The 22,349-nt window shown below is 72.3% G+C and carries 21 protein-coding genes; 11 read left to right on the forward strand and 10 right to left on the reverse strand.

Annotated features, from left to right (window positions below; genetic code table 11):
* Nucleotides 1-39: 39 nt before the first annotated feature.
* Nucleotides 40-351: a hypothetical protein gene (locus DK412_RS19190; RefSeq protein ID WP_109975370.1), complete on the reverse strand. Its 312-nt coding sequence runs from the start codon at nucleotides 349-351 to the stop codon at nucleotides 40-42.
* 152 nt (nucleotides 352-503) lie between these two features.
* On the opposite strand from DK412_RS19190, the gene DK412_RS19195 reads away from it, so the two are divergent.
* Complete coding sequence (locus DK412_RS19195) at nucleotides 504-743, forward strand: hypothetical protein (protein ID WP_109973248.1); 240 nt, start codon at nucleotides 504-506, stop codon at nucleotides 741-743.
* A 116-nt stretch (nucleotides 744-859) separates the two neighbouring features.
* Here DK412_RS19195 and DK412_RS19200 read toward each other — a convergent pair whose 3' ends face one another.
* On the reverse strand, nucleotides 860-1,381 hold the full coding sequence (locus DK412_RS19200) for a phasin (protein WP_109973249.1): 522 nt from the start codon (nucleotides 1,379-1,381) through the stop codon (nucleotides 860-862).
* A gap of 289 nt (nucleotides 1,382-1,670) precedes the next feature.
* Here DK412_RS19200 and DK412_RS19205 point away from each other — a divergent pair, with 289 nt between their 5' ends.
* The 3 genes from DK412_RS19205 (at nucleotide 1,671) to DK412_RS19215 (ending at nucleotide 7,689) form a co-directional block, all read left to right on the forward strand.
* Nucleotides 1,671-4,637, forward strand: a complete 2,967-nt coding sequence (locus tag DK412_RS19205; protein WP_109973250.1) for an ATP-binding protein — start codon at nucleotides 1,671-1,673, stop codon at nucleotides 4,635-4,637.
* A 63-nt stretch (nucleotides 4,638-4,700) separates the two neighbouring features.
* Entirely contained in the window at nucleotides 4,701-6,050 is a 1,350-nt protein-coding gene (locus DK412_RS19210) for an ABC transporter substrate-binding protein (RefSeq protein WP_109973251.1), read from the forward strand.
* A 289-nt stretch (nucleotides 6,051-6,339) separates the two neighbouring features.
* Nucleotides 6,340-7,689, forward strand: a complete 1,350-nt coding sequence (locus tag DK412_RS19215) for an MFS family transporter (RefSeq protein ID WP_109973252.1) — start codon at nucleotides 6,340-6,342, stop codon at nucleotides 7,687-7,689.
* Between the two features lie 171 nt (nucleotides 7,690-7,860).
* Here the strand turns inward: DK412_RS19215 and msrP are convergent, their stop codons facing one another.
* Entirely contained in the window at nucleotides 7,861-8,835 is a 975-nt protein-coding gene (msrP, locus tag DK412_RS19220; protein ID WP_109973253.1) for a protein-methionine-sulfoxide reductase catalytic subunit MsrP, read from the reverse strand.
* A 189-nt stretch (nucleotides 8,836-9,024) separates the two neighbouring features.
* On the opposite strand from msrP, the gene DK412_RS19225 reads away from it, so the two are divergent.
* From DK412_RS19225 to DK412_RS19245, 5 genes are all read left to right on the forward strand, one after another.
* Entirely contained in the window at nucleotides 9,025-9,258 is a 234-nt protein-coding gene (locus DK412_RS19225) for a hypothetical protein (RefSeq protein ID WP_109973254.1), read from the forward strand.
* 402 nt (nucleotides 9,259-9,660) lie between these two features.
* On the forward strand, nucleotides 9,661-10,473 hold the full coding sequence (soxA, locus tag DK412_RS19230; RefSeq protein ID WP_109973255.1) for a sulfur oxidation c-type cytochrome SoxA: 813 nt from the start codon (nucleotides 9,661-9,663) through the stop codon (nucleotides 10,471-10,473).
* A 53-nt stretch (nucleotides 10,474-10,526) separates the two neighbouring features.
* Nucleotides 10,527-11,198, forward strand: coding sequence for a nitrile hydratase subunit alpha (gene nthA / locus DK412_RS19235; RefSeq protein ID WP_109973256.1), 672 nt, complete (start codon nucleotides 10,527-10,529; stop codon nucleotides 11,196-11,198).
* The gene (gene nthB / locus DK412_RS19240; protein WP_109973257.1) at nucleotides 11,195-11,866 is read left to right on the forward strand and encodes a nitrile hydratase subunit beta; all 672 of its coding nucleotides are present in this window, start codon (nucleotides 11,195-11,197) and stop codon (nucleotides 11,864-11,866) included. The genes nthA and nthB overlap by 4 nt, the downstream gene beginning before the upstream one ends.
* A complete protein-coding gene (locus DK412_RS19245; protein WP_109973258.1) occupies nucleotides 11,863-12,180 on the forward strand; it encodes a nitrile hydratase accessory protein in 318 nt (105 codons plus the stop codon). Before nthB ends, DK412_RS19245 begins: the two co-directional genes overlap by 4 nt.
* A 143-nt stretch (nucleotides 12,181-12,323) precedes the next feature.
* Here DK412_RS19245 and DK412_RS19250 read toward each other — a convergent pair whose 3' ends face one another.
* The 5 genes from DK412_RS19250 to DK412_RS19270 form a co-directional block, all read right to left on the reverse strand.
* A complete protein-coding gene (locus DK412_RS19250; RefSeq protein WP_109975371.1) occupies nucleotides 12,324-12,542 on the reverse strand; it encodes a ribbon-helix-helix protein, CopG family in 219 nt (72 codons plus the stop codon).
* A 181-nt stretch (nucleotides 12,543-12,723) separates the two neighbouring features.
* Nucleotides 12,724-13,599: an NAD(P)-dependent oxidoreductase gene (locus DK412_RS19255; protein ID WP_109973259.1), complete on the reverse strand. Its 876-nt coding sequence runs from the start codon at nucleotides 13,597-13,599 to the stop codon at nucleotides 12,724-12,726.
* 81 nt (nucleotides 13,600-13,680) lie between these two features.
* Nucleotides 13,681-14,118: a tellurite resistance TerB family protein gene (locus DK412_RS19260; protein ID WP_093571297.1), complete on the reverse strand. Its 438-nt coding sequence runs from the start codon at nucleotides 14,116-14,118 to the stop codon at nucleotides 13,681-13,683.
* A gap of 383 nt (nucleotides 14,119-14,501) precedes the next feature.
* Nucleotides 14,502-15,632, reverse strand: coding sequence for a zinc-dependent alcohol dehydrogenase family protein (locus DK412_RS19265; protein ID WP_162596247.1), 1,131 nt, complete (start codon nucleotides 15,630-15,632; stop codon nucleotides 14,502-14,504).
* 103 nt (nucleotides 15,633-15,735) lie between these two features.
* A complete protein-coding gene (locus DK412_RS19270) occupies nucleotides 15,736-16,002 on the reverse strand; it encodes a DUF1127 domain-containing protein (RefSeq protein ID WP_245447092.1) in 267 nt (88 codons plus the stop codon).
* Between the two features lie 106 nt (nucleotides 16,003-16,108).
* Between DK412_RS19270 and DK412_RS19275 the strand changes: the two genes are divergently transcribed.
* Together DK412_RS19275 and DK412_RS19280 are read left to right on the forward strand one after the other, a co-directional pair.
* Nucleotides 16,109-16,987 (forward strand): LysR substrate-binding domain-containing protein, encoded by an 879-nt coding sequence (locus tag DK412_RS19275; protein WP_204165404.1) that lies wholly within the window; start codon nucleotides 16,109-16,111, stop codon nucleotides 16,985-16,987.
* A 330-nt stretch (nucleotides 16,988-17,317) separates the two neighbouring features.
* Nucleotides 17,318-18,580: a porin gene (locus DK412_RS19280; RefSeq protein ID WP_109975374.1), complete on the forward strand. Its 1,263-nt coding sequence runs from the start codon at nucleotides 17,318-17,320 to the stop codon at nucleotides 18,578-18,580.
* 301 nt (nucleotides 18,581-18,881) lie between these two features.
* Here DK412_RS19280 and DK412_RS19285 read toward each other — a convergent pair whose 3' ends face one another.
* Both DK412_RS19285 and ligA read right to left on the reverse strand, forming a co-directional pair.
* The gene (locus DK412_RS19285) at nucleotides 18,882-19,754 is read right to left on the reverse strand and encodes a 3'-5' exonuclease (RefSeq protein WP_109975375.1); all 873 of its coding nucleotides are present in this window, start codon (nucleotides 19,752-19,754) and stop codon (nucleotides 18,882-18,884) included.
* 32 nt (nucleotides 19,755-19,786) lie between these two features.
* Entirely contained in the window at nucleotides 19,787-22,267 is a 2,481-nt protein-coding gene (gene ligA, locus DK412_RS19290) for an NAD-dependent DNA ligase LigA (protein ID WP_109973261.1), read from the reverse strand.
* Between the last annotated feature and the right edge of the window lie 82 nt (nucleotides 22,268-22,349).

The raw sequence follows: 22,349 nt of genomic DNA on the forward strand, positions 1-22,349 counted from the left end.
CCGGACAGGGCCGCCCTCGGGGGCGGCCCTCTTCGTTCGTCAGGGCGACACGCGGCCCGGGGCCGGCGGCTGCGGCGCGCTGAAGCTCGCCAGCGGCACGTCGCAGAAGCAGCGGACGCCGAGCGGCCGCGGCCCGGGCAGCGGGCAGGAATAGGGCTGCCGCCCGGTGAAGCCGCGCTGCACCGCATCGCAATTGTAGCCGACCGCGCGCCGCGGGGCCGGACGCTCGTAGCGGTCGTAGCCGTAGCCGGGGGGCGTGTCCTCCCGGTAGTACTGCGCCTGGGCCGAGCCGGTCAGGACCGCGACCAAAAGCACGGCCGACGACAGGCCGGCGCGAACGAACCCTCGCATCATTGCGTTCCTCTCTGGCGGGGCGTTACCCTGCGTGACGCCGCGAGCCGGGCGCCCCGGCGCCGCCTCGGTAGCCGAACCGCCCCGGCGCGGCAAATCGTGGCCGGTGCGGCCTTCGGGTCGCGCCGCGAGATCGAGCCAGGAGATCCGCCGTGACCACCTCGGCCCAGTGGCAGCGCACCCTCGACGCGGTCCTCGAACTCGCGGAGGACATCGCCCGCATCTCGCCCGACTGCGCAGACCGGGCGATGCAGATCGTCCGGCTGATCCGCGCCTGCGACCCGCCGGTCCACCGGTCCGGCGCCGAGGATCTCGACGCCGATGACGGGCTCGACGAGATCGAGGTCGGCATCGGTCCGCTGCACCGCAGCAAGACGCCGGATGCGGTGTGAGCGTCCGGCACGCGGCTCTGCCGGATCGCGTGCCTCGCGCGTGACGACGAAAAAAGGCCGCGCCCCTCCCGGAGCGCGGCCGTGACCGTTCTGACGTCGGCCCGGAAGCGTGCGTCTTAGGACGCGGCGTCCTTGGCGGCGTTGGTGGCCTGGTCGGTGGCGCTGCGGGCGGCGTCGGTGCCCTTCTGCATCGCCTGGCGGGCCTGCTCGGCACCCTGCTGCATGGCGTTGCGGGCCTGCTCGGCGCCCTGTTGCATCGCCTGCTTGGCGTTCTCGGCGCTCTGCTGCATCGCGCTCTGGGCGAGGCCGCCGAACTCGCGGGCCTGCGTCTGCATGGCGGCGAACTGGCTGCGCACGAACTCGGCCTGGTGCTGCATCGCCTCCTGCACGTCCTTCGAGCGGACGAGCTTCTGGGCGAGGTCGAACGCGGCGTTCACGTTCTGCTCGGCGAAGGAGAAGCCGCGGCTCGAGGTCTCCTGGGCGTTGGTGCGGGCCATCTCGGCCGAGCCCTGGAGGGTGTCGGCGGTCTTGCGCGCCGCGCCGAGGAACGAGTCGAACGCCTTGCGGGCCTGCTCGACGCTCTTCTCCGCGAAGTCCCGCATCTCGGTCGGGATCTCGTAGTTCGGGGTCTGGGTCATGTTCGTCTCCTCGTTGTTTGGCGCGGCCCCTGGCGCGGCACGCTGCGGGCACGGCACTTTCGGGGGCCCGGCACGTTTGTGCACTGCACAATAGCACGCTTCGGGCGAAATGCCACCTTTTCGAGCGTCATTAAGGTTGACGGCACGATAACGCAGCGACTGCGCATTTCGTGCCGGTGCGGGAAGGGGTCAGTTGGTTTAAAGCAGGACGGGCGGGTCCGGTTTTCGCGACGATCGGTCGGGGGATCGGCCGTCGTGCCGGGTACGGTGCGTGGCGTGGGGAGTGGCAGTGGGTCGGGACGTGCTCTTCGAGACGACGATCGAGGCCCTGCGGGCCGTTCCGGCCTTCGGGCAGCGGATCGCCGGTGACGATCGCGCGGTCCTGCTCCTCGACCGCACGGCCACGCAGCTGCTCCACGCCTCCCCGGCCGCCGCCGCCTTGCGCGAGACGATCGCCGATCCGGACGGGCGGATCGACCCGTCCCTGAGCCTTGCCGGACAGCTGCGCGGCTCCCTGGCCCTGCCCGTCGGGACGGCGCCGCCGCGGCTCGAGCGCCTGCGCCTCGCCGGGCGCCTCGCCCCGCCCCTGCTCTGCGCCTGCCTGCCCGCTGCGCTGCCGGACGGCGCGCCCGGCCTCGCCGTCGCGATCCTCGATCCCCTGCCCGCGCGCCGCCCCCGCCGGGCACCGGCCGCGACGGTTCCGGCCGCCGCGGATCCGGCGCCCGAACCCGCTCCCGAGCCCGCGCCGGCGGAGCCCGCCCCCCGTCCCGCACCCGGTCCCGGCCTGCGCTTCCTGTGGCGCAGCGACGCCCGCGGCTGCCTCGTCGAGGTGACGGGGCGGCTGCCCGAGACCGTCGGCGCGTCGCCGCTCGGCCGGAGCTGGGACGAGCTCGTCGCCGGCCCGGTCGAGGCCGAGCCGGCCCTGGTCGAGGCCCTGGCGGAGCGGAGGACCTTCCGGGCCGTGCCCGTGCGCTGGCGCATCGCCGGAACCCGGGACGCCGTCATGGTCGACCTCTCGGGGGCGCCCCGCCTCGGTGCCGGCCGCGCCTTCGCGGGTTTCAGCGGCTTCGGCGTCGTCCATCCGGAGCGCGTCGTCCCGGCGGCCGACCGGCCGGAAGCGACCGAGCCGAAGCCGCCCCGCCCGTCCCTGCGCGAGCGCGCCGCGGCAGTGATCGCCGTCGGGCGCCTGCCCACCGGAGAGCCCGTCCAGGAGGCCCTACCCAGGGAGGCACCGTCCCGGCCCGACCCGGCCCCGCACGGCCCACGGCCGGAGCCGGACGCGCCCGACCTCGTCGCCCTCGCCGGGGCGACCATGGGGGAGCTGGCCGGCCTGATGACGGCGCCCTTCGCGCATCTCGGGATGGGCTGGGGCTTCGGCACCCGGCCCCCTGGCCCAGGCCCCGACACCCGCCTTCCGCCGGTGGGTGAGCCGGCGCCGCGGGACCAGGCTGACGGCGATCCGTCGCACGATCCGGCTTCCGCGGCGGAGTCGCCGGCCGCGGATCCGCTTCAAGCCACCGAGCCCTTGGCCACCGAGCCCTTGGCCACCAAGCCCCAAGGCGCCGAGCCCCCAGCGGAGGAGCGTCCGGGCGCCGCCTCCCTCTCCCTCAATGAGCACGCGGCGTTCCGGGAGATCGCCCGGGCGCTCGGCGCGCGCTTCGCCGGGGACCCGGAGGGCGCCGCGTCGGCCCCCGTCCCGGCGCCGCATGCTGCGCCGGCGCGGAGTGCAGTGACGCCGTTCCGAGGCGCGCAGGCGCTCGCCCGGCTGCCCGAGCGCGGCGCCGAGGTGGCGCTCGCCCGCCTCGTCGAGCGGCTGCCGGTCGGGCTCCTGGTTCATCGCGGCGACGAGGTGCTGCTCGCCAACCGCCAACTCCTGACCCTGGCGGATTACGACAGCCCCGAGGCCCTGGCGGCGGCCGGCGGCCCGGGGGCGATCTTCCGCGGCCGCGACCCCTCGGCCTCCCCCGGCCCCGGCGAGGGCGCGCCGGTCGCGCTCGCCACCCGGACCGGCGGCAGCGTGCCGGTCGGCGTCAGCGTCGGGGTGATAGAGTGGGACGGCGCGCCGGCGAGCCTGCTCACCATCCGGCGCCTGCCCGATACCGATCCGGTCCAGTCGCTGGCGGCGGCCGAGGTCCATCTCGCCCATCGCGACGCGAACCTGCGGGAAACCACCGCGATCCTCGACGCTGTCACCGATGGGGTGGTGGTGCTCGACGAGGAGGGCCGCATCGTCCGGATGAATCGCGGTGCGCGCGACCTCCTCGGCGCCGATCCGCGCGAGGTCGCGGGCGAACCGCTGATCGGCCTCTTCTCCCCCGAGAGCCGGCCGGCGGCCCAGGCCGCCCTGCTGCGGGCGAGCGCGGGCGCGACCGCGACGACCGGCGACGAGGTGATGGCGCGGGGGCCCGACGGCCCCTTGCCCCTCATCCTGACCCTGGCGCCGGTGGCGAGCGGGCCGCCGCGCCGCGTCGCCGCGGTCCTGCGCGACGTCTCGGTCTCCCGCCGCGCCGAGGCCGAGCTGGTGCGCGCCCGGCGCGAGGCCGAGCGGGCCAGCGCCCAGAAATCCGACTTCCTGGCCACGATCAGCCACGAGGTCCGCACCCCGCTGAACGCCATCATCGGCTTCGCCGAGGTGATGCTAGAGGAGCAGTTCGGCCCCGTCGGCAGCGACCGCTATCGCGACTACCTGCGCGACATCCGGGCTTCCGGCGAGCACGTGGTCAGCCTGGTCAACGACCTGCTCGACCTCGCCAAGATCGAGGCCGGCCACCTCGACCTCGCCTTCGCGGGTCTGTCCCTCAACGACCTCGTGGCGGCCTCGGTCGCCCTGATGCAGCCCCAGGCCGCCCGGCAGCGGGTGGTAATGCGCACGAGCTTCGCCCCCGGCCTGCCGGCGGTGCTGGCCGACCAGCGCTCCCTGCGCCAGGCCGCCCTCAACGTGATCTCGAACGCGATCAAGTTCACCGATGCGGGCGGGCAGGTCATCGTCTCGACGGCGGCGACCGACCGGGGCGGCGTGGCGCTGCGGGTGCGCGACACCGGCATCGGCATGAGCCCGGAGGAGATCGAGACGGCGCTACAGCCGTTCCGGCAGATCGCGACCGCGCAGCGCCGCGGCGGCGGCACGGGTCTGGGCCTGCCGCTGACCAAGGCCCTCGTCGAGGCCAACCGCGCCGCGCTCCGGATCACCAGCCGCCCGGGCGAGGGCACGCTGGTCGAGGTGCTGTTTCCGGCCGGTCGCGTGCTCGAATCCTGAGCTATCGCCCGGGCGGTCCCGGGCGTAGGCTCGTGCCCATTCACGCCCCGTCAGGACACGGCCATGTCGCCCCGCCCCGCCGCCATCGCCGCCCTCCTCGTCCTCGCCCTCTCGGCTTCCCCGGCCGGCCCCGCTGCCGCGGCCGACGCCCTGCCGCTGACCGTGCTCACCGAGCGCACCGGCCCGACGGCCGCCGCCGGGACCTCCCTGGCGAACGGGCTCGCCGACTACCTCGCCATGCTCGGGCGGCGCGACGGCGGCGTCGGAGGCACCCCCCTCGCGGTCGAGGAATGCGAGACCGGGGGCGAGGCGGCGCGGGCGCTCGCCTGCTACGAGGCGGCGGTCGCCCGCGGCAGCATCGCGCTCGTGCCCGGCAGTGCCGACGCGGCCCTGGCGCTGCTGCCGCGCCTCGCTGCCGACCGGATGCCGCTCGTCGCCGCCGGCTACGGTCCGGCCGCGATGGCGCGGGGCGACGTGCTGCCCTGGGCCTTCGCGCCGCCGGCCACGGTCTGGGATTCGCTGAGCGCGGCGCTCGCGCATGTCGCGCAGGGCGGCAGCGAGGACAGCCCGCAAGGCCGCAGCGTGGCCTATATCCACCGCGACAGCCCGGCGGGCCGCGAGCCGGAGCCGGTGCTGCGGGCGCTGGCCGCCGAGGCCGGCCTCGCCTTCCGCGCCTACGCCCTGCCGGACGGCGCCGACGAGGGCGCGGGCCCCTGGCGCGCGGTCCGGGCCGCGGATCCCGACTTCGTGATCCTCGATGCCACCGCCGGCCTCGCCGGCACCCCTCTGCGCGACGCGGCCGCCGCCGGTCTGCCGCTCAACCGCGTCGTCACGGTGGGCTGGACCGGCGAGGACGACCTGCTGCGGCCGGCCGCCGGCGCCCGCGACCTCACCGCCAAGGGCCTGCGCACCGTGACCTGGCACGCGCCGGGCGACAGCTTCCCGGCCTTCGACCAGATCGACCTCCTGGTGATCGATGCCGGGCTGTCGCGCACGCCCAAGGAGGAGAATGCCGGCCCGCTCTACAACCGCGGCGTCTATGCCGGGGTGATCCTGGCCGAGGGCATCCGCAACGCGAAAGCCCTTGCCGGAACGCGGGTGATCGACGGGTCCGCGATGCGCCGCGGGCTGGAGGCCATCAACCTCGATCCGGTGCGCTGGAAGGAGCTCGGCCTCGTCGGCTTCGCCCGCCGCCTGCGCCTGTCCTGCGCCGACCATAGCGGGCGCCGCCCGCTCACCGTGCAGGAATGGACCGGCGCCCGTTGGGTGCAGGTCGGCGACGAGATCCCGCCCCCGCGCGAGCGGATCGCGCCTCATCTCGACGCGGCGGTGGCGGCCCTGGCCGAGCGCGTCGCCACCGAGACCGGCACCGCCGGCGCGAAGCCCCGGGAAGCCTGCTCGCCGGGACCCTGAGCAAGTCTTCGCAAGATTGTTGCGCTGCAGCTATCCATCCGTCCTGTTCCGGTTGGTTTCCATGCGCCATTCCGGACGTCTCCCCGGGCGCGAAATTCTACATTTCGGACCTTGCGTCAGGCGACTATCCTTGGGACACGGGGGGCGACTGGGAAGAAAATGACGGTATGGTGCGGTGCGGGGCTGTACCCCGGCCGTGCATTCTCCTAGTCCGGGCGCGGCGCGCGGCCTCAGGCGGCCCGCTCGCGCCCCGCCATCGCTCACCCCCCGGGAGGAGACAGACCCCGCGATGACCAGCACCGCCCAGAGCCGGCCCGCGGCCGCCGACGGCCTCGCCTCGCAAGACCCGACCATCGCGGCCTACGACAACAAGGCCCGCATCAAGGCCATCATCGGCTCCTCGTCGGGCAACCTCGTCGAGTGGTACGACTTCTACGCCTACGCCTTCACGGCGATCTACTTCAAGGACGTGTTCTTCCCGGGCTCCGACCCGACGGTGCAACTCATCAACACCGCGGCGGTGTTCGCGATCGGCTTCCTGATGCGGCCGATCGGCGGCTGGCTGTTCGGCCGCGTCGCCGACCGCTACGGCCGCAAGACCTCGATGCTGATCTCCGTGATGATGATGTGCGCCGGCTCGCTCGTCATCGCGATCCTGCCGACCTACGGCCAGATCGGCATCTTCGCCCCGATCCTGCTGCTGCTCGCCCGCATGGCGCAGGGGCTGTCGGTCGGCGGCGAGTACGGCACCTCGGCGACCTACATGAGCGAGGTGGCGCTGAAGGGGAAGCGCGGCTTCTACGGCTCGTTCCAGTACGTCACGCTGATCGGCGGCCAGCTCCTCGCCTCGCTCGTCGTGGTGCTGGTGACGCTGACCCTCGACGACAAGGCGATGACCGCCTGGGGCTGGCGCATCCCGTTCTTCATCGGGGCCGCCGCCGCCGTGGTCGCGCTCTACCTGCGGCGCTCGCTGCACGAGACCTCGACCGCCGCGACCCGCACCTCGCGCGAGGCCGGCAGCATGGCGTCGATCTGGCGCAACCACCGCCGCGCCTTCATCACCGTGCTCGGCTACACCGCCGGCGGCTCGCTGATCTTCTACACCTTCACCACGTACATGCAGAAGTACCTGGTGAACACCACCCATATGGACAAGAAGACCGCCAACCTGGTGATGACGGCGGTGCTGTTCACCTACATGGTGGCACAGCCGTTCTTCGGCATCTTCGCCGACAAGTTCGGCCGCAAGACCGCGATGCTGCTGTTCGGCGGGCTCACCACGCTGCTGACGGTGCCGCTGCTGCACGCGATCGCCGACGCCAAGAGCCCGATCGTCGCCTACCTGCTGATCACCGCGGCGCTGCTATGCGTCTCGTTCTACACCTCGATCAGCGGGCTCGTGAAAGCCGAGATGTTCCCGGCCGAGGTGCGGGCGCTCGGCGTCGGCCTGTCCTACGCCATCGCCAACGCGATCTTCGGCGGCTCGGCCGAGTTCGTGGCCCTCACCTTCAAGGAGGCCGGCTACGAGACCACCTTCTACTGGTACGTGACGGCGATGTGCGCCGTGGCGTTCCTGGTCTCGCTCCAGATGCCCGACAGCCGCCGCTCCGGCTACCTTCAGGGCGACGGGACGGCGTAAATCCAGTCGTACGGAGTACGTGGACCGGGAGATCGCCTCCGCTTCCACTTCCACTACGTCATCCCGGGGCTCGGCGAAGCCGAGAACCCGGGATGACGGAGAGGATGTTCGATCGGGGTGACTACCGTGGGACGGGCCGGCGGATCCACCGATGCGCCGGCCCTTCTTTTGTCAGGCGAACAGGCGCTCCTTCTCGAGCCCCTTGTAGAGGTCGGCGACCTGGGCGCCGTAGCCGTTGTAGATCAGCGTCGGCACCCGCTCGTCGGTGCCCAGCACCCGCTCGCTCGCCTGGCTCCAGCGCGGATGCGGCACGGCCGGGTTCACGTTGGCCCAGAACCCGTATTCCGAGGCCTGCAGGCCCTCCCAGAAGGTCTTGGGCCGCTCCGCCGTGAAGGTGATGCGGTTGATCGACTTCACCGACTTGAAGCCGTACTTCCACGGCACGGCGAGCCGCAGCGGCGCGCCGAACTGGTTGAGCAGCGGCTTGCCGTAGACGCCCGTCACCATGAAGGCGAGCTCGTTGTTCGCCTCGGCCAGCGTCAGGCCTTCGGTGTAGGGCCAGGGGTAGAAGAACGCCCGCTGGCCCGGCGCCATCGCCTTGTCCATGAAGGTCTGCATCTGGATGTACTTGGCGTCGCCGGTGGGCTTGGCCAGCGCCACCAGGGCGGCGAGCGGGAAACCGGTCCACGGCACCGCCATCGACCACGCCTCGACGCAGCGGTGGCGATAGAGCCGCTCCTCCAGCGCCATCTTGCGCACCAGGTCCTCGAAGCCGATCTCGAACGGCTTCTCGACGAGGCCGTCGACCTTGATCGTCCAGGGCTGGACCTTCAGGGCGTTGGAGCCCGGGGTGACGGTCTTGTTGGTGCCGTACTCGTAGAAATTGTTGTAGTCGGCGCTGTAGCGCTCCGCCGTCACCGGCCGGTCGAGGGTGTAGGCCGGGTTCTGCTTGGCCGGGTAGAGATCGGCGGTCTTCACCGCGCCGGTCCCTTCCCCCGGTACGGCGGCGAGCGCCGGCCCGCCGACGAGGGAGGAAGCGGCCAGGCCGAGGCTGCCGCCGATGAGCGCCCGGCGGTCGAGGAAGATCGATTCGGGCGTGGCGAGGCGCTCGGGCATCTCCCAGTCGCGCTTGACCTTGATGTGCATGGTTCGCCCCTTGAAGGCCGTGTCCCGGAGGACAAAAATCCCGGACGGCAGAGTCTCGTAGCGGAGATCGGGGCGAATGCCCGGCAGCGCAAGTCACGGTTCGGCGAGGGAACTGCCGCGGGCGCGATCACGTGTGGGCGGGGGTCGCCCGGGCGGAGACAGCGACCCGTCCGCGTGCGATAGAACCTGATGCCCACCAAGAAGCCGAAACAAACCGCCTTCACGGTCGCCGTCTCGGCCGCCGATACCGGGTCCGCCGCCCCGGGCCTGCGGGTCTACGTCGCCATGGCGACCGACCCGCTCGCCGCCGTGGCGGCCGTGCAGGCCGTGGCGCCGGAGGCGGCAGTGGAGCTGAGCGGCACCCTCTCGGACCGTCTCGCCGCCCGGCTGAAGCTCCGCCCGGGCGAGGTGCGGCCGATTTGAGACCGGGCCTTACGATCGAGGCGACGGCGGGCGCGGCTCCCGTCTTCCATGTGCCTACGCGATCGACGGATCTTGTCGGATTCTGTGTCTCTTTCGCGAGCCGCAGCCACGAACTCCCCTCTCCCATCCACGACCTCATCCTGAGGTGCGAGTGAAACGAGTCTCGAAGGAGGGCTCCAGGGATCACGGAGACTGCGGGAGGCCTCCTTCGAGGCCAACCGATCTCCGATCGTGCGCGATCTCTGATCGCCGGCACCTCAGGATGGGGTCGTGAGTGGGATGACGGATTCCGACGCCTGAGTGACCATGCGTCGGCGGCCATGGGCCAGCGAACGTGCAGGCGTGCAGGCTCCCGTGTAATCTCGGGCCCTCCACCCGCCCACCATGAGGAATGTCCCCGGCATGCGCCGACCAAGAGGACGGACGCTCGCCAGCCTCGCCCTCGCGGCAGCCCTGCTCCTCGGCCCCGCCGCGGCGCAAAGCACCTCGTCCCAAGTCTTATCCCAAGGGATCCCGGCAGCCGAGCGCCGCTCCGGCTTCGACCAGATGGCGCCCGAGACCCGGGCGATGCAGGCCGACGACACCGCCAATCCGGGCATGCTCTGGGTCCAGGACGGGGCGGACCTCTTCGCCCGGGCGCCCTCCCCCGGGATCCCCGCCTGCGCCGGCTGCCACGCGGAAGCCGCGATGCGCGGCGTCGCCGCCCGCTACCCGGCCTGGGACGAGGCGACGGCGCGACCGGTCGACCTCGAAGGACGGATCAACCTCTGCCGCACCCGTCACCAGGCCGCGACGCCGCTGCCGCGGGAGGGCCGCGACCTCCTGGCGCTCTCCGCCTATCTCGGCCATCTCTCCCGCTCGCTGCCGCTGGCACCACCGGACGATCCCCGCCTCGCGCCGGCCCGGGCCGAGGGACGGGCCCTGTTCGAGACGCCGATGGGCCAGCTCGGCTTCTCCTGCGCCGCCTGCCACGACGCGCAGTGGGGCCGGCGCCTCGGCGCGAGCACGATCCCGCAGGGGCACCCGAACGGCTACCCGCTCTACCGGCTCGAATGGCAGGACCTCGGCTCGCTGGAGCGGCGCCTGCGCAACTGCCTCACCGGCATGCGGGCCGAGCCGCTCACCCCCGGCTCGGCGGAGGCGGTGGCGCTCACCCTCTACCTGATGCAGCGCGCCGCACCCCTGCCCGTGGAGATTCCGGCCGTGCGTCCGTGACGGTGGCGGGGCGAGGGCCCGCCGCGTATCCTGGCCCCTTCGGGAGGGCGAATATGGCGCAAGACCACGACCACCATGACCACGACCATCACGGTCACGATCACCATGGCCACGACCACCCGCACGGCAGCGAGTTGTCGCCGATGGACCTGCGGGTGCGGGCCCTCGAGTCGATCCTGGTCGAGAAGGGCTACGTCGATCCGGCCGCCCTCGACGTGCTGATCGAGACCTACGAGACCAAGGTCGGGCCGCATAACGGCGCCCGGGTGGTGGCCCGGGCCTGGATCGATCCCGCCTTCAAGGCGCGGCTCCTCCAGGACGGCAGCGCGGCGATGCGCGAGCTCGATGTCGGCGGGCGCGGCGGCGAGCACATGGTGGTGGTCGAGAACACGCCCGACGAGCACAACCTCGTCGTCTGCACCCTGTGCTCCTGCTATCCCTGGCCGGTGCTCGGCCTGCCGCCGGTCTGGTACAAGTCGCCGCCCTACCGCTCCCGCGCCGTCATCGACCCGCGCGGCGTGCTCGCCGAGTTCGGCACGAGCCTGCCGCCCGAGACGCGGATCCGGGTGTGGGATTCGACCGCGGAGCTGCGCTACATGGTGCTGCCGATGCGGCCTCCCGGCACCGAGGGCCTCGACGAGGCGGCGCTCGCCGGCCTCGTCACCCGCGATTCGATGATCGGCACCGGGCTCCCCGCGAGCCCCGGCCAGGGGGCCCGCGCATGAACGGCGGACAGGATCTCGGCGGCATGCAGGGCTTCGGCCCGCTGGGTCTCGAGGCGGACGAGCCCCGGTTCCACGCCCCGTGGGAGCGGAGGGTCTTCGCCCTGGCGATGGCGATGGGAGCGACCGGCACCTGGAACCTCGATGCCAGCCGCGCCGCCCGCGAATCGCTGCCGCCCGGCGAGTACCTGACCTCCAGCTATTACCGGATCTGGTTCCGGGCCCTGGAGAAACAGGTGCAGCAGCACGGCCTCGTCGAGGCCGGCGAGCTCGCGGCCGGCGCCGCCATGACCCCGCCGGCCCCGGTCGCCCGGGTGCTCCAGGCCGGGGAGGTGGCGCCGCTCTTCGCCCGCGGCTTTCCGAGCGACCGCCCGGTGGCGACGCCCGCCCGCTTCGCCCCCGGCGACGAGGTGCGGGCCAAGGTGATCCACCCGGCCGGCCATACCCGCTTGCCGCGCTACGTCCGCGGGCGCACCGGCACGGTCGAGCGGGTCCATGGCGGCTTCGTCTTCCCGGATTCCAACGCCGCCTTCGCCGGCGAGACGCCGCAATGGCTCTACACCGTGCGCTTCTCCGGGATCGAGCTGTGGGGCGAGGACGCGGATCCGGGGCTCGCCGTCTCGGTCAACGCCTTCGAGAGCTACCTCGAACCGGCCAGGGGCGGCGCATGAGCGTCCCGCACACGAGCCGCCCGCCCGAGCCCCCGGTCTTCGCCGCCCCCTGGGAGGCGCAGACCTTCGCGCTGGTGGTGTCTCTGCACGATGCCGGCCTGTTCACCTGGAGCGAGTGGGCCCAGGCCCTCGGCCGGGCCGGCGACCGGGTGGCGGATTACGCACTGTGGCTCGAGACCATCGAGGCTCTGCTCGCCGAGCGCGGCCTGACCAGCGCGGCAGCCCTGGAGGCGCGCCGCGCCGCCTTCGCGCGGGCCGCGGCGGCCACGCCGCACGGGGAGCCGATTCGGCTGGAGAACGATCCGGGCGCGTGAGAGCGTGTTCGACTGACGAGGTCGAACCGGGAAAATTGCTCATCCCACCCGCGACCTCAGGATGAGGTCGCGGGTGGGATGAATTGCACGAATCCGTCAAAAAGGCACTGACGCAAACTCAATATTGTCGCCATAAACCGGCTTCACCACTCCGAGCGCAGCCTGTCCTGGTGATCGAGGCCATCGATCGTACGATCGGCCCACACACCAAAGAAGCGGTCGATGTCAGGTTTGACCCCATGCTTGGCGACGAACTCGGCGATCAGCGATTGCACGAGAGCATCGCGCGACGTGTGCTCGCGGGCAGCGATCCGATCGAGTGCCTCGACCTGCTCCGGCGGTATCTCGACAGTGGTCGGCATGGCGTCCTCATCGGCGCCCGTCATCATAGCAAGCGCGTTGCCGCACGTGAATGACGACGAAGGCTGAAGCGGCCCACCAGACCGCCCGGCGGGCCGAGCGGACCCGTCCGGCTCCGGTGAGAAGCCGCCCTCCGCGCGCGAGACCCGATCGATCCTCTGCGAACGATCGCCGGCGCTGCCCCTACGCCCGCCCCGCCCGCCGCATCGACACGGTCGCCAGCGCCGCCAGGTCCTTCTCCCCGTCGCCATGCGCCAGCGCGTCGAGCAGGCTGTCGCGCAGGACGCTGGCGAGCGGCATCGGCACCCGGGCGGCGTCCGCCGCGGCGAGCGCCAGGCGCACGTCCTTGGCGCCGAGCGCCAGCCCGAAGCCCGGCGGCTCGTAGCGGCCGGCAGCGATCGAGGCGCCGTAGTTCTTGTAGATCGGGGCGGCGAAGATCGTGTTCGACAGGAAGTCGATGAGGTCGGACGCCGCGACCCCGTGCGCCTCGACCAGGGCCGCGGCCTCGCCCATCGCCTCGATCGCCGCGACGATCATCATGTTGCCGGCGAGCTTGACCGCGTTGGCCCGGGCCGGCGCCTCGCCGAAGTGCCAGATCTTCGCCCCCATCGCGTCGAGGAGCGGCTGCGCGCGGGCGATCGCCTCCGCCGGACCGGCCGCCAGGATGTTGAGCTGGCCCGCCTCCGCCACGTCGGGCCGGCCGAAGACCGGGGCGGAGACGTAAAGGACGCCGGCCCGCCCGTGCACCGCCGCCAGCTCCTCGGCGAGCGCGACCGAGATGGTGCTGGTGCCGAGATGCACCCCGGGCCGCTCGGCCTGGTCGAGCAGGCCGCCCTCGACGAGGACGGCGCGCAGAGCGGAGTCGTCGGCCAGCATCGTCACCGCGGCGTCGCCCCGGAACGCCTCGGCGGGGGTCGCCACCGGCACGGCGCCGTGGGCGCGCAGAGCCTCCGCCGCCGCGGGAGAGCGGTTCCAGACCCGGACCCGGTGACCGGTCCTGACCAGGTTGAGCGCCATCGCCCGGCCCATCCGGCCGAGTCCGAGAATTCCGACATCCATCGCCACACACTCCCCAACCCGGCGGGTCGAGGGGAGAGATATGGCGGGGCGGCCCGGTGTCAGGCCCTCACACGCTTGGATTCACGCACCGAGCAGGGCCGCCTTCTCGACGCCGAGCACCTCCGCGATCTCGGCCAGCGCCTTGTGCTCCAGTTCGCTGATGCCGCCCTGGTCGGCGACATCGGCGGCGATGAGGAAGACGTCCTGGCGCTGCTCCAGCGGCCGGTCGGCGATGGCCGCGACGAGGCGCAGGTTCTCGACCCGCCCCGCCCGGCTCTTCGCCCGGGCGATCGCCTCGTGCAGCTCCTGCTCGAGCTTCAGCACGCCGTAGGACTTGTGCAGGACCGGGTTGTTGCTCAGGTCGGCCAGCGCCGTCTCGATCTCCTGCTCGTCGATCTCCTGGTCGGCCAGGATCACGGCGGCGGCCGCCGAGCAGGCGGCGTGGAGGAAGGCGGTGTCGCCGGCATAGGACATGACGACCCGGCCGACTCGGGAGAAGGCATCCTGAAACAGCCCCATGGCACGTCCTTGAGCAAAAATCCCTCGGGCCGGTCGCGGGCGGCCCCTCGTCACATCCGCCCATCGATGCATGGGCGCGCGCGCTGAGACAAGTGCAGCACGGCGGCACCCCGCGTCGGACGCGAGGACGTCAGGAGGTCTAGGCCAAGAAAAACTCCCGGCGTGATCCCTTCGACACGCCCGTGTCGACCGCGAACGCTGCGATGCGGCCTCGCCGGCATCGAAGCGGGACTGGTCTCGTGACCGCGAGGGCCTGTCCAACTCTCTCGCCGACGCTGCCACCCGCCGGGTCATCCCGGGGCCGCGGCGCGGAACCCGAGATGATCCGGAGGGTGGCAGGACCGTCGAGCGGCACAGGACGATCCCTTGCCGAAGATCAACCCCTACATCGCGATCACCTGCCGGATCGCCTCGCCGCGGTCGAGCCGGTCGAAGCCCTCGTTGATCTGGTCGAGGGTGAGGGTGCCGGTCATCAGCTTGTCCACCGGCAGGCGGCCCTGGCGGTACATCGCGATGTAGCGCGGGATGTCCCGGGCCGGGACGCAGGAGCCCATGTAGCTGCCGCGCACCACCCGCTCCTCGCCGACGAGGCCGACCGGCGGCAGGGTGAAGCTGTGGTTCGGGTTGGCGAGGCCGGCGGTCGCCGTGGTGCCGCCGCGGCGGGTGATCCGGTAGGCGGTGTCGAAGGCCTTGACCGAGCCGGCCATCTCGAGGGCGTAATCGACGCCGCCCTCGGTGGCGTCGCGGATCGCCGCGACCGCGTCGGGATCGGAGGCGAGGAAGGTGTCGGTGGCGCCGAGTTCGCGGGCGACCCGGAGCTTGTCCTCCGACAGATCCACCGCGACGACGCGGCCGGCCCCGCAGGCGACCGCGCCGATCAGCGCCGAGAGGCCGACGCCGCCGAGCCCCACCACCGCGACGCTCTGGCCCATCTGCACCCGGCAGGTATTCACCACCGCGCCGACGCCGGTCATCACCGCGCAGCCGAACAGGGCCGCCTCGACGAGGGGCACCTCGGGGTCGATCTTCACGATCGAGCGGCGCGAGATCACCGCGTACTCGCCGAAGGCCGAGACGCCGCTGTGGTGGCTCACCTCGGCGCCGTCGCAGCGGATGCGACGCGCGCCCGACAGGAGCGTGCCGCGGGCATTGGCGGCGTTGCCGGGCTCGCACAGGGCGCCGCGCCCCTCGCGGCAGGGCGCGCAGCCGCCGCAGGTCGGCACGAAGGACATCACCACGTGGTCGCCGCGCTGCAGGTCGGTGACGCCGGGTCCCAGTTCCTCGACGATGCCCGAGGCCTCGTGACCGAGCGCCACCGGCACCGGCCGGATCCGGTCGCCGTTGATGACCGAGAGGTCGGAATGGCACAGGCCGGCGCCGGCGATCTTCACCAGCACCTCGTCCGGCCCCGGCGGATCGAGCTCGATCGTCTCGATGCGCAGCGGCCGGCTCTCGGCATAGGGCCGCCCGACAGGGGCGTGGTGCAGGATGGCGGCGCGGACGCGGTGGGTCACGAGGTATCCTCCCGGCGGGGCGTCTCCCGGCCCCGGCGGGAGCAGGCTGGCAGCGGCACCGCGGCCGGTCAACCGGCCGCGGGCGCAGGCTCAGGCCGCGTCCTCAGGCAGCATCGTGGGCGCCGGCCTGCCAGAACGGGCGGCCGGCCTCCGCGAGCGCCTCCGCGCGGCTGAGGCCGACATCGGCCAGGGTCTCGTCGGTCATGAAGGGCAGGTCGCGCGCGAGGCGGCGGCGGGCGCTCCATCGCCGGAGCCAGCCCCGCAGGATCGCCACGCCGGCGAGACGTGGTTCGTGCGCGCGGCTCACGGTCACGGCCCGCGGAGCGCCGGCGACGCGGTGCATCGGGAACGGGATGACGGTGGCGGCCACGGCAGGTCTCCTTCTGTAGCGGGCCCCGCAGAGCTATCCGGATTGAGCGCTGCCGTATATTGAGTTCTTCAGCCCGCTTCGTGCGCGAAACTCACAGGTCTCCGCCATGCGCCACCTGCCGCCGCTCTCGTCCTTGCGCGCCTTCGAGGCCGCGGCGCGCCTCGGCTCGGTCACGCGGGCGGCCAACGAGCTCGGGCGCACCCACGGGGCGGTGTCGCGCCAGGTGCGGGCCTTGCAGGATCAGGCCGGCACGGCCCTGTTCGAGAAGGCCGGCACGGGCCTGCGGCTCACCCCGGCCGGCGAGGCCTTTCGGAACGTGGTGGCGGGGGTGCTCGACGACCTGGAGCGGGGATTCTCACGCCTGCGCGATGCCGGGCGCGGTGCCAACGTCCACCTCGCCTGCGGGGCGACCTTCGCGATGCGCTGGCTGGTGCCGCGCCTGTCGGGCTTCTACCGCGAGCAGCCGACGGTGCAGGTGCGCCTCTCGATGACCTCGGCCCGGGAGACCCGCGACGACGGCGCCGACCTCGTGCTGAACTGGGACCGGCTCACCCGCCCGATCCGCGACGAGGCGCGGGCGATCCGCCTCGGCGACGTGGCCTTCGGGGTGGTCTGCGCCCCCGATTACCCGATCCGCATCGAGGGCGGGCGGCTGGCCGCCGAGACCCGGATCATCCACGAATACACCCCGCATGCCTGGCCGGCCTGGGAGGCGGCGACGGGGATGGGCCTCGCGGCGGAGCGCGACAGCGCCTTCCCGCATAACGGCCTGTGCATCGAGGCCGCGCTGTCGGGCCTCGGCGTCGCCCTGGTGGAGCAGATGCTGGTGCGCGACGACCTCGCGGCGGGCCGCCTCGTCGCCCCCTGCGGCCTCCACCGCTTCCCGAACGGTTTCGCGGCGGTGCCGGCGGCGGACCGTCCGCTCTCGCCGGCGGCCTCGGCCTTCATCGACTGGCTGCGGCGGATGCTGGCGGAGGAGGCGTGATTCCCCGGTCCCGTGACGCGCCGCGATCGACCGGACGCGTGACGCGGCGAAAGCGCAGGACAGTGCATCGCCTGCGCCTCAGGCAGGCTTGCCCCAGCGCAGAAGTGCCGTGAGACAGCGTCATTCGTACGGAGGCCAAGTATCCACCCGCGTTGCGCGAAAGACACGGCGCCGGATACACGCTCGCAACAGAGCCTAGATTGCACAATTTTTGGGCAAACGCACAACAAAAGGTTTTGCCACGATGCGGCCACACTGCCAGCTTGACCGGAGTTGGACCCGGCCGCCGTTGGCACCCGCCGAACCTGGCCCCAGATGGACTTCCCGACCGTGGCAATGCGCTTCACCCTCAGCAGCCTGACCGTCGCCCTGCTGTCGACAGGGTCCGCCCTGGCCGCCGACCTGGCCGCCCCGGCCCCTGCCCCGGTGGCCGTTGTCGAGCACTGCAAGGCGACCCTGTCGCTGCCGGCCTATGGCGGCGTGATCAAGCCGAACCCGAACCCGTCCTGCTTCACCCTCGGCGGCTTCGGCGACATCTATGTCGGCGGCGCGATCACCGGCTACGCCTACACCCAGAGCAATCCGTTCCCGTTCTCGGCCGCGCCGCTGCCGAGCGACCGGGCGGCCCGGGTCGACTTCACCAACATCCAGGGCTGGATCCAGAAGGCCGATGGGCCATTCCAGTTCTACGTCCAGGCCGGCGCCTACGCGATCCCGGCCCTCGGCTTCCTCAACTACAGCGCCCTCGACCAGACCGACCTGCTGTTCACGCCGCTGCCGGTGGCCTTCGGCAAGTACGTGTTCAACGACCAGTGGTCGATCCAGGGCGGCCGCATGCCGACCCTGATCGGCACCGAGGCGCCGTTCACCTTCCAGAACCTGAACATCTCCCGTGGCCTCCTGTTCAACCAGGAGAACATCATCAACCACGGCGTGCAGGTGAACTACAGCGACGGCCCGTGGTCGGCCTCGGTGGCCGGCACCGACGGGTTCTTCTCCGGCAACATCAGCTGGCTGACGGGCGCCGTCACCTACAAGCTCGACGACAACAACACCTTCGGCATCAACGGCGGCGTCAACCTCGACCGCACCGACGTGCTGTCGCGCAGCCTGCGCTACTCTTACGCGACGCCGCTGTTCCAGCAGAACAGCGGCATCCTGTCGATCAACTATACGTACTCGAACGGGCCGTGGACGATCACGCCCTACTTCCAGTACACGAACGTCGCGCGCGACTTCAAGATCGGCATCGCCGAGGGCGCCTCGACCTATGGCGGCGCGGTGCTGGCCAGCTACGCCTTCACCGACAACTTCGCGCTCGCCGGCCGCGTCGAGTACATCAGCCAGACCGGCGACCGGTTCTCGGGCGGCACCAGCCTGCTCTACGGCGCGGGCAGCTCGGCCCTGTCCTTCACCGTCACCCCGACCTTCACCTTCGACCGCTTCTTCGTCCGCGGCGAGTATTCGCGGGTCCAGCTCTACGACATCACCCGCGGCGACCTCGCCTTCGGCACGCTCGGCACCGGCTTCGGCCGCACCGGCAACCGCACCGCGCAGGACCGCTACATGATCGAAGGCGGCATCACCTTCTAGAGCATTGTCCGACGAAACGGATACCGGTTCGTCGAAGACAATGCGACAAAACAAGGACCGAGAGAGCTTCGCGATTGCAACGCGATCGTGAGGTTCCCTAAGACGATCCCCGACCACGAAGCCTCCCCTCGCGCCCGCCCGGCACCCCCGGGCGGGCGCCTTGCGTTTCGAGCCCGACGCGGACGGGCCGACCTCGATCCATGAGCCCCCGCCCTTTCCGGGTCCGGCACGGGCCTGCACGACTGAAGCCTCCGCGGAAGGAGAGCTGGGACAGGGGTACGAGCCTGATCCAGAAGGGCTTCTACCCCATCATCCGCAACAAGCCCGCCAGCGCCGCCACGTCCCCCGGATTGTCCGACAGGAGCGCGTCGATCTCGCCGTTCGCGAGCGCCCGGACGTGCCGGCAATCCGGCCGGAACCGCGCCCCGGCGCAGGAGCAGCGCAGGCGCGGGCCGTCGCGGCCCTCGATCAGCCGCACGTCGTAGGGCGTGCCGGTGCTGCCACGCACGACGAAGTGGAGGAGCGGCGCGCGGGTACGGCTCGGCGCCACGCCGCGCAGGGCCCGGGCGGCGATCCCGTCGGGCGCGCGCCCTCCCTCCCCGGCCCGCTCGCGGAGGAGGCCGTGTCCCTTAGCGAGGCTCGCGATATCGGGCGCGCCGGCCTCCCGCATCACCGCGAGCGCGATCTCCGCGCAGGCATAGGCGTCCTCGCCGGCATCGTGGTGGCGGAACGTCACGCCGATCCGGGCGGCGAGCGCCGAGAGCCGGTAGGTGCCCTGGCCCTGCCCGCCCTCCCCCGGCCAGTGCCGGCGGGCGAGTTGCACCGTACAGAGCGAGGCGTAGGCCGGCTGCGGCAGGCCGTAGGCCTGGAGCGTGGCGGCGAGCACCCCGACATCGAAACTGGCATTGTGCGCGAGCACCAGGCTGCCGGCGATCTCCGCGAGGTACGGTGCCATCGCCTCGGGAAAGGACGGCGCGCCGGCGACGTCCCGCGGGCGGATGCCGTGAACCCGGATGTTGCCGGGGGAGAAGCGCATCTCGGCCGGGCGGATCAGCCGCGACTCGCGCCGCACCACCCGCCCGCCCTCGATCCAGGCGAGCCCGACGGCGCAGGGGCTGTCGCGGCGCTCGTTGGCGGTCTCGAAGTCGATCGCGAGGGTGCGAGGGAAGGTCATCCCCGCGCTCTTCCCCGCGAAGGCGCCGAATTTCAGGCAGAGGCGACCATCGCCAGCCACTCCTCCTCCGAGACCACCGTCACGCCGTGCTTCTCGGCATCCTTGAGCTTGCTGCCCGCGCCCGGCCCGGCCACCACGAGGTCGGTCTTGGCCGAGACCGAGCCCGAGACCTTGGCGCCCAGGCGCTCGGCCGTCGCCTTGGCCTCGCTGCGGGTCATCTTCTCCAGGGTGCCGGTGAACACCACGGTCTTGCCGCTGAACGCCGCGGCTTGCGCGGGCGCCGCCGCCCGCTCGGTCGCGACCTCGGCGAGCAGGGCCTCCACCGCCGCGACGTTGTGCTCCTCGGAGAAGAATTGGATCAGCGAGGCGGTGGTGACCGCGCCGATCTCGCCGTCATCGGCGAGCGCCCGGTAGGCGTCGCCGGGCACCTGGGCCGCCGCCCGCTCGACCGCCGCCCGCACGCCCGCGGAGTCGCCGTAGGCTTCGAGCAGGGATTCGCGCTGCGGCGTCGACAGGCGCGCCACCGCGCCGCCGGCGAGCAGGTCGGCGTCCGGCGCCTCGGCGGCCGCGGCCAGCAGCCGGTCGCGGGTGGTGGCGCCGACGCGGTCGAGGCTCGCCAGCGCGATCCAGTCCGGCCCGGGCTGGCAGGCGGCGGCCGCCGCCACGCCCGCCATCAAGGCCGGCATGTCCGAAAAATGCTTGGCGAGCGCCTTGGCGGTCGCCTCGCCGACCTGCTCGATGCCGAGCGCGAAGATGAACCGGTTGAGCGGGATTTTTCGTCGCGCCTCGACCCCGGCGAGGAGGTTCTTGATCGCCTTGTCCTCGTCGTCCTTCTTCTTGCCCGCCTTCTTGACCTCCTTGCCGGCGGCGAGCGCCCGCTCGGCGGAGAGCGCCTGGCGCCGGGCGACCACGGCTTCCTTCAGGGGCTCGAACGCGAGCCGGAACAGGTCGGCGGGTTGGCGCACCAGGCCGGCCTCGAACAGGGTCTCGATGTAGGTCTCGCCGAAGCCCTCGATGTCGAAGGCATTGCGCGAGACGAAGTGCTTCAGCCGCTCCTGCCCCTGCGCCGGGCAGATCAGGCCGCCGGTGCAACGGCGCACCGCGTCGAGCTTGCCGGTGCGCGGGTTCAAGCCCCGCACCGCGTGGCTGCCGCAGGCCGGGCAGGTCTCGGGAAAGCGGTAGGGCACGGCGTCCCTGGGGCGCCGCTCCAGCACCACGTCGGCGACCTTCGGGATCACGTCGCCGGCGCGCAGGACCACCACCGTGTCGCCGACGCGCACGTCCGAGCCTTGCGAGAGATCGCCATCGTCGCGCAGGGTCTGGCCGGTCCAGATCGCGACGCCGCTGCGGATCGGCTGTCCGTCGGCATCGACGCCATGGACGTAATCCTCGTTGTGGAGCGTCGCGTTCGACACCACCACGCCACCGACCGTGACCGGCCTCAAGCGCGCCAGCGGGTTGAGCGAGCCGGTGCGCCCGACATTGATGTCGATCGCCTCGACCACCGTGGTGGCGCGCTGGGCCGGGAACTTGTGGGCGAGCGCCCAGCGCGGCGCCCGCGCGACGAAGCCGAGGCGGCGCTGGAGGGCGAAGGAATCGACCTTGTAGACGACGCCGTCGATGTCGTAGCCGAGCTCGGCCCGCCGCGCCTCGATCATCCGGTAATGGGCCAGCATGGCGGCCGCATCGATACATAGGACCGTCAAGGGGTTCACCGGCAGGCCCCAGGACTTGAAGGCCTCGATCATCTCGAACTGCGATTCGGCCGGCTGTTCGGACATCTCGCCGGCGGCATAGGCGAAGAAGCGCAGGGGCCGCGAGGCGGTGATGCTCGCATCGAGCTGGCGCAGGGAGCCGGCGGCGGCGTTGCGCGGGTTGGCGAAGAGCGGCTTGCCGGCCGCCTCCTGGCGGGCGTTGATGCCGGCGAAATCGGCGTGCGACAGGTAGACCTCGCCGCGCACCTCGCACACGGCCGGCCAGTCCCCGCCGGCCAGAACCTCGGGAATCTCCTTGATCGTCCGCACGTTGGCGGTCACGTCCTCGCCGACCTCGCCGTCGCCGCGCGTCGCCGCGGTGACGAGGCGCCCGTCCTCGTAGCGCAGGGACAGGGAGAGACCGTCGATCTTCGGCTCGGCGGTGAAGGCGACCGGCTCACCGGTGGCGAGGCCGAGGAAGCGGCGCACCCGCTCGACGAACTCGCCGATCTCCTCGTCCGAGAAGGCGTTGCCGAGCGAGAGCATCGGCACCGCGTGCCGCACCTTGGCGAACTTGTCCGACGCCTTGGCGCCGACGCTGGCCGAGGCCGCGCCGGTGCCGGCGAGATCGGGGAAGCGCGCCTCGATCGCCTCGAGCTCCCGGCGCAGGGCGTCGTACTCGGCATCCGAGATCGTCGGCGCATCCTCGCCGTGGTAGCGCCGGTCGTGCTCCGCGATCTCCGCCGAGAGGGCGGCGTGGCGGCTCTGGGCGCTCTTCGGGTCGAGGTCGTCGAGGGCGGGGGCGCGGGAGGAGGGCATGGACGCTCGTGACGCGGGGCTCGGTGTTCGAGCTTGATTTAGGGCGGCCGGCGCGGGATGGCGGCGGGCGCGGATCGACACC

This window comes from Methylobacterium sp. 17Sr1-1, from assembly GCF_003173775.1.
GTDB lineage: Bacteria > Pseudomonadota > Alphaproteobacteria > Rhizobiales > Beijerinckiaceae > Methylobacterium.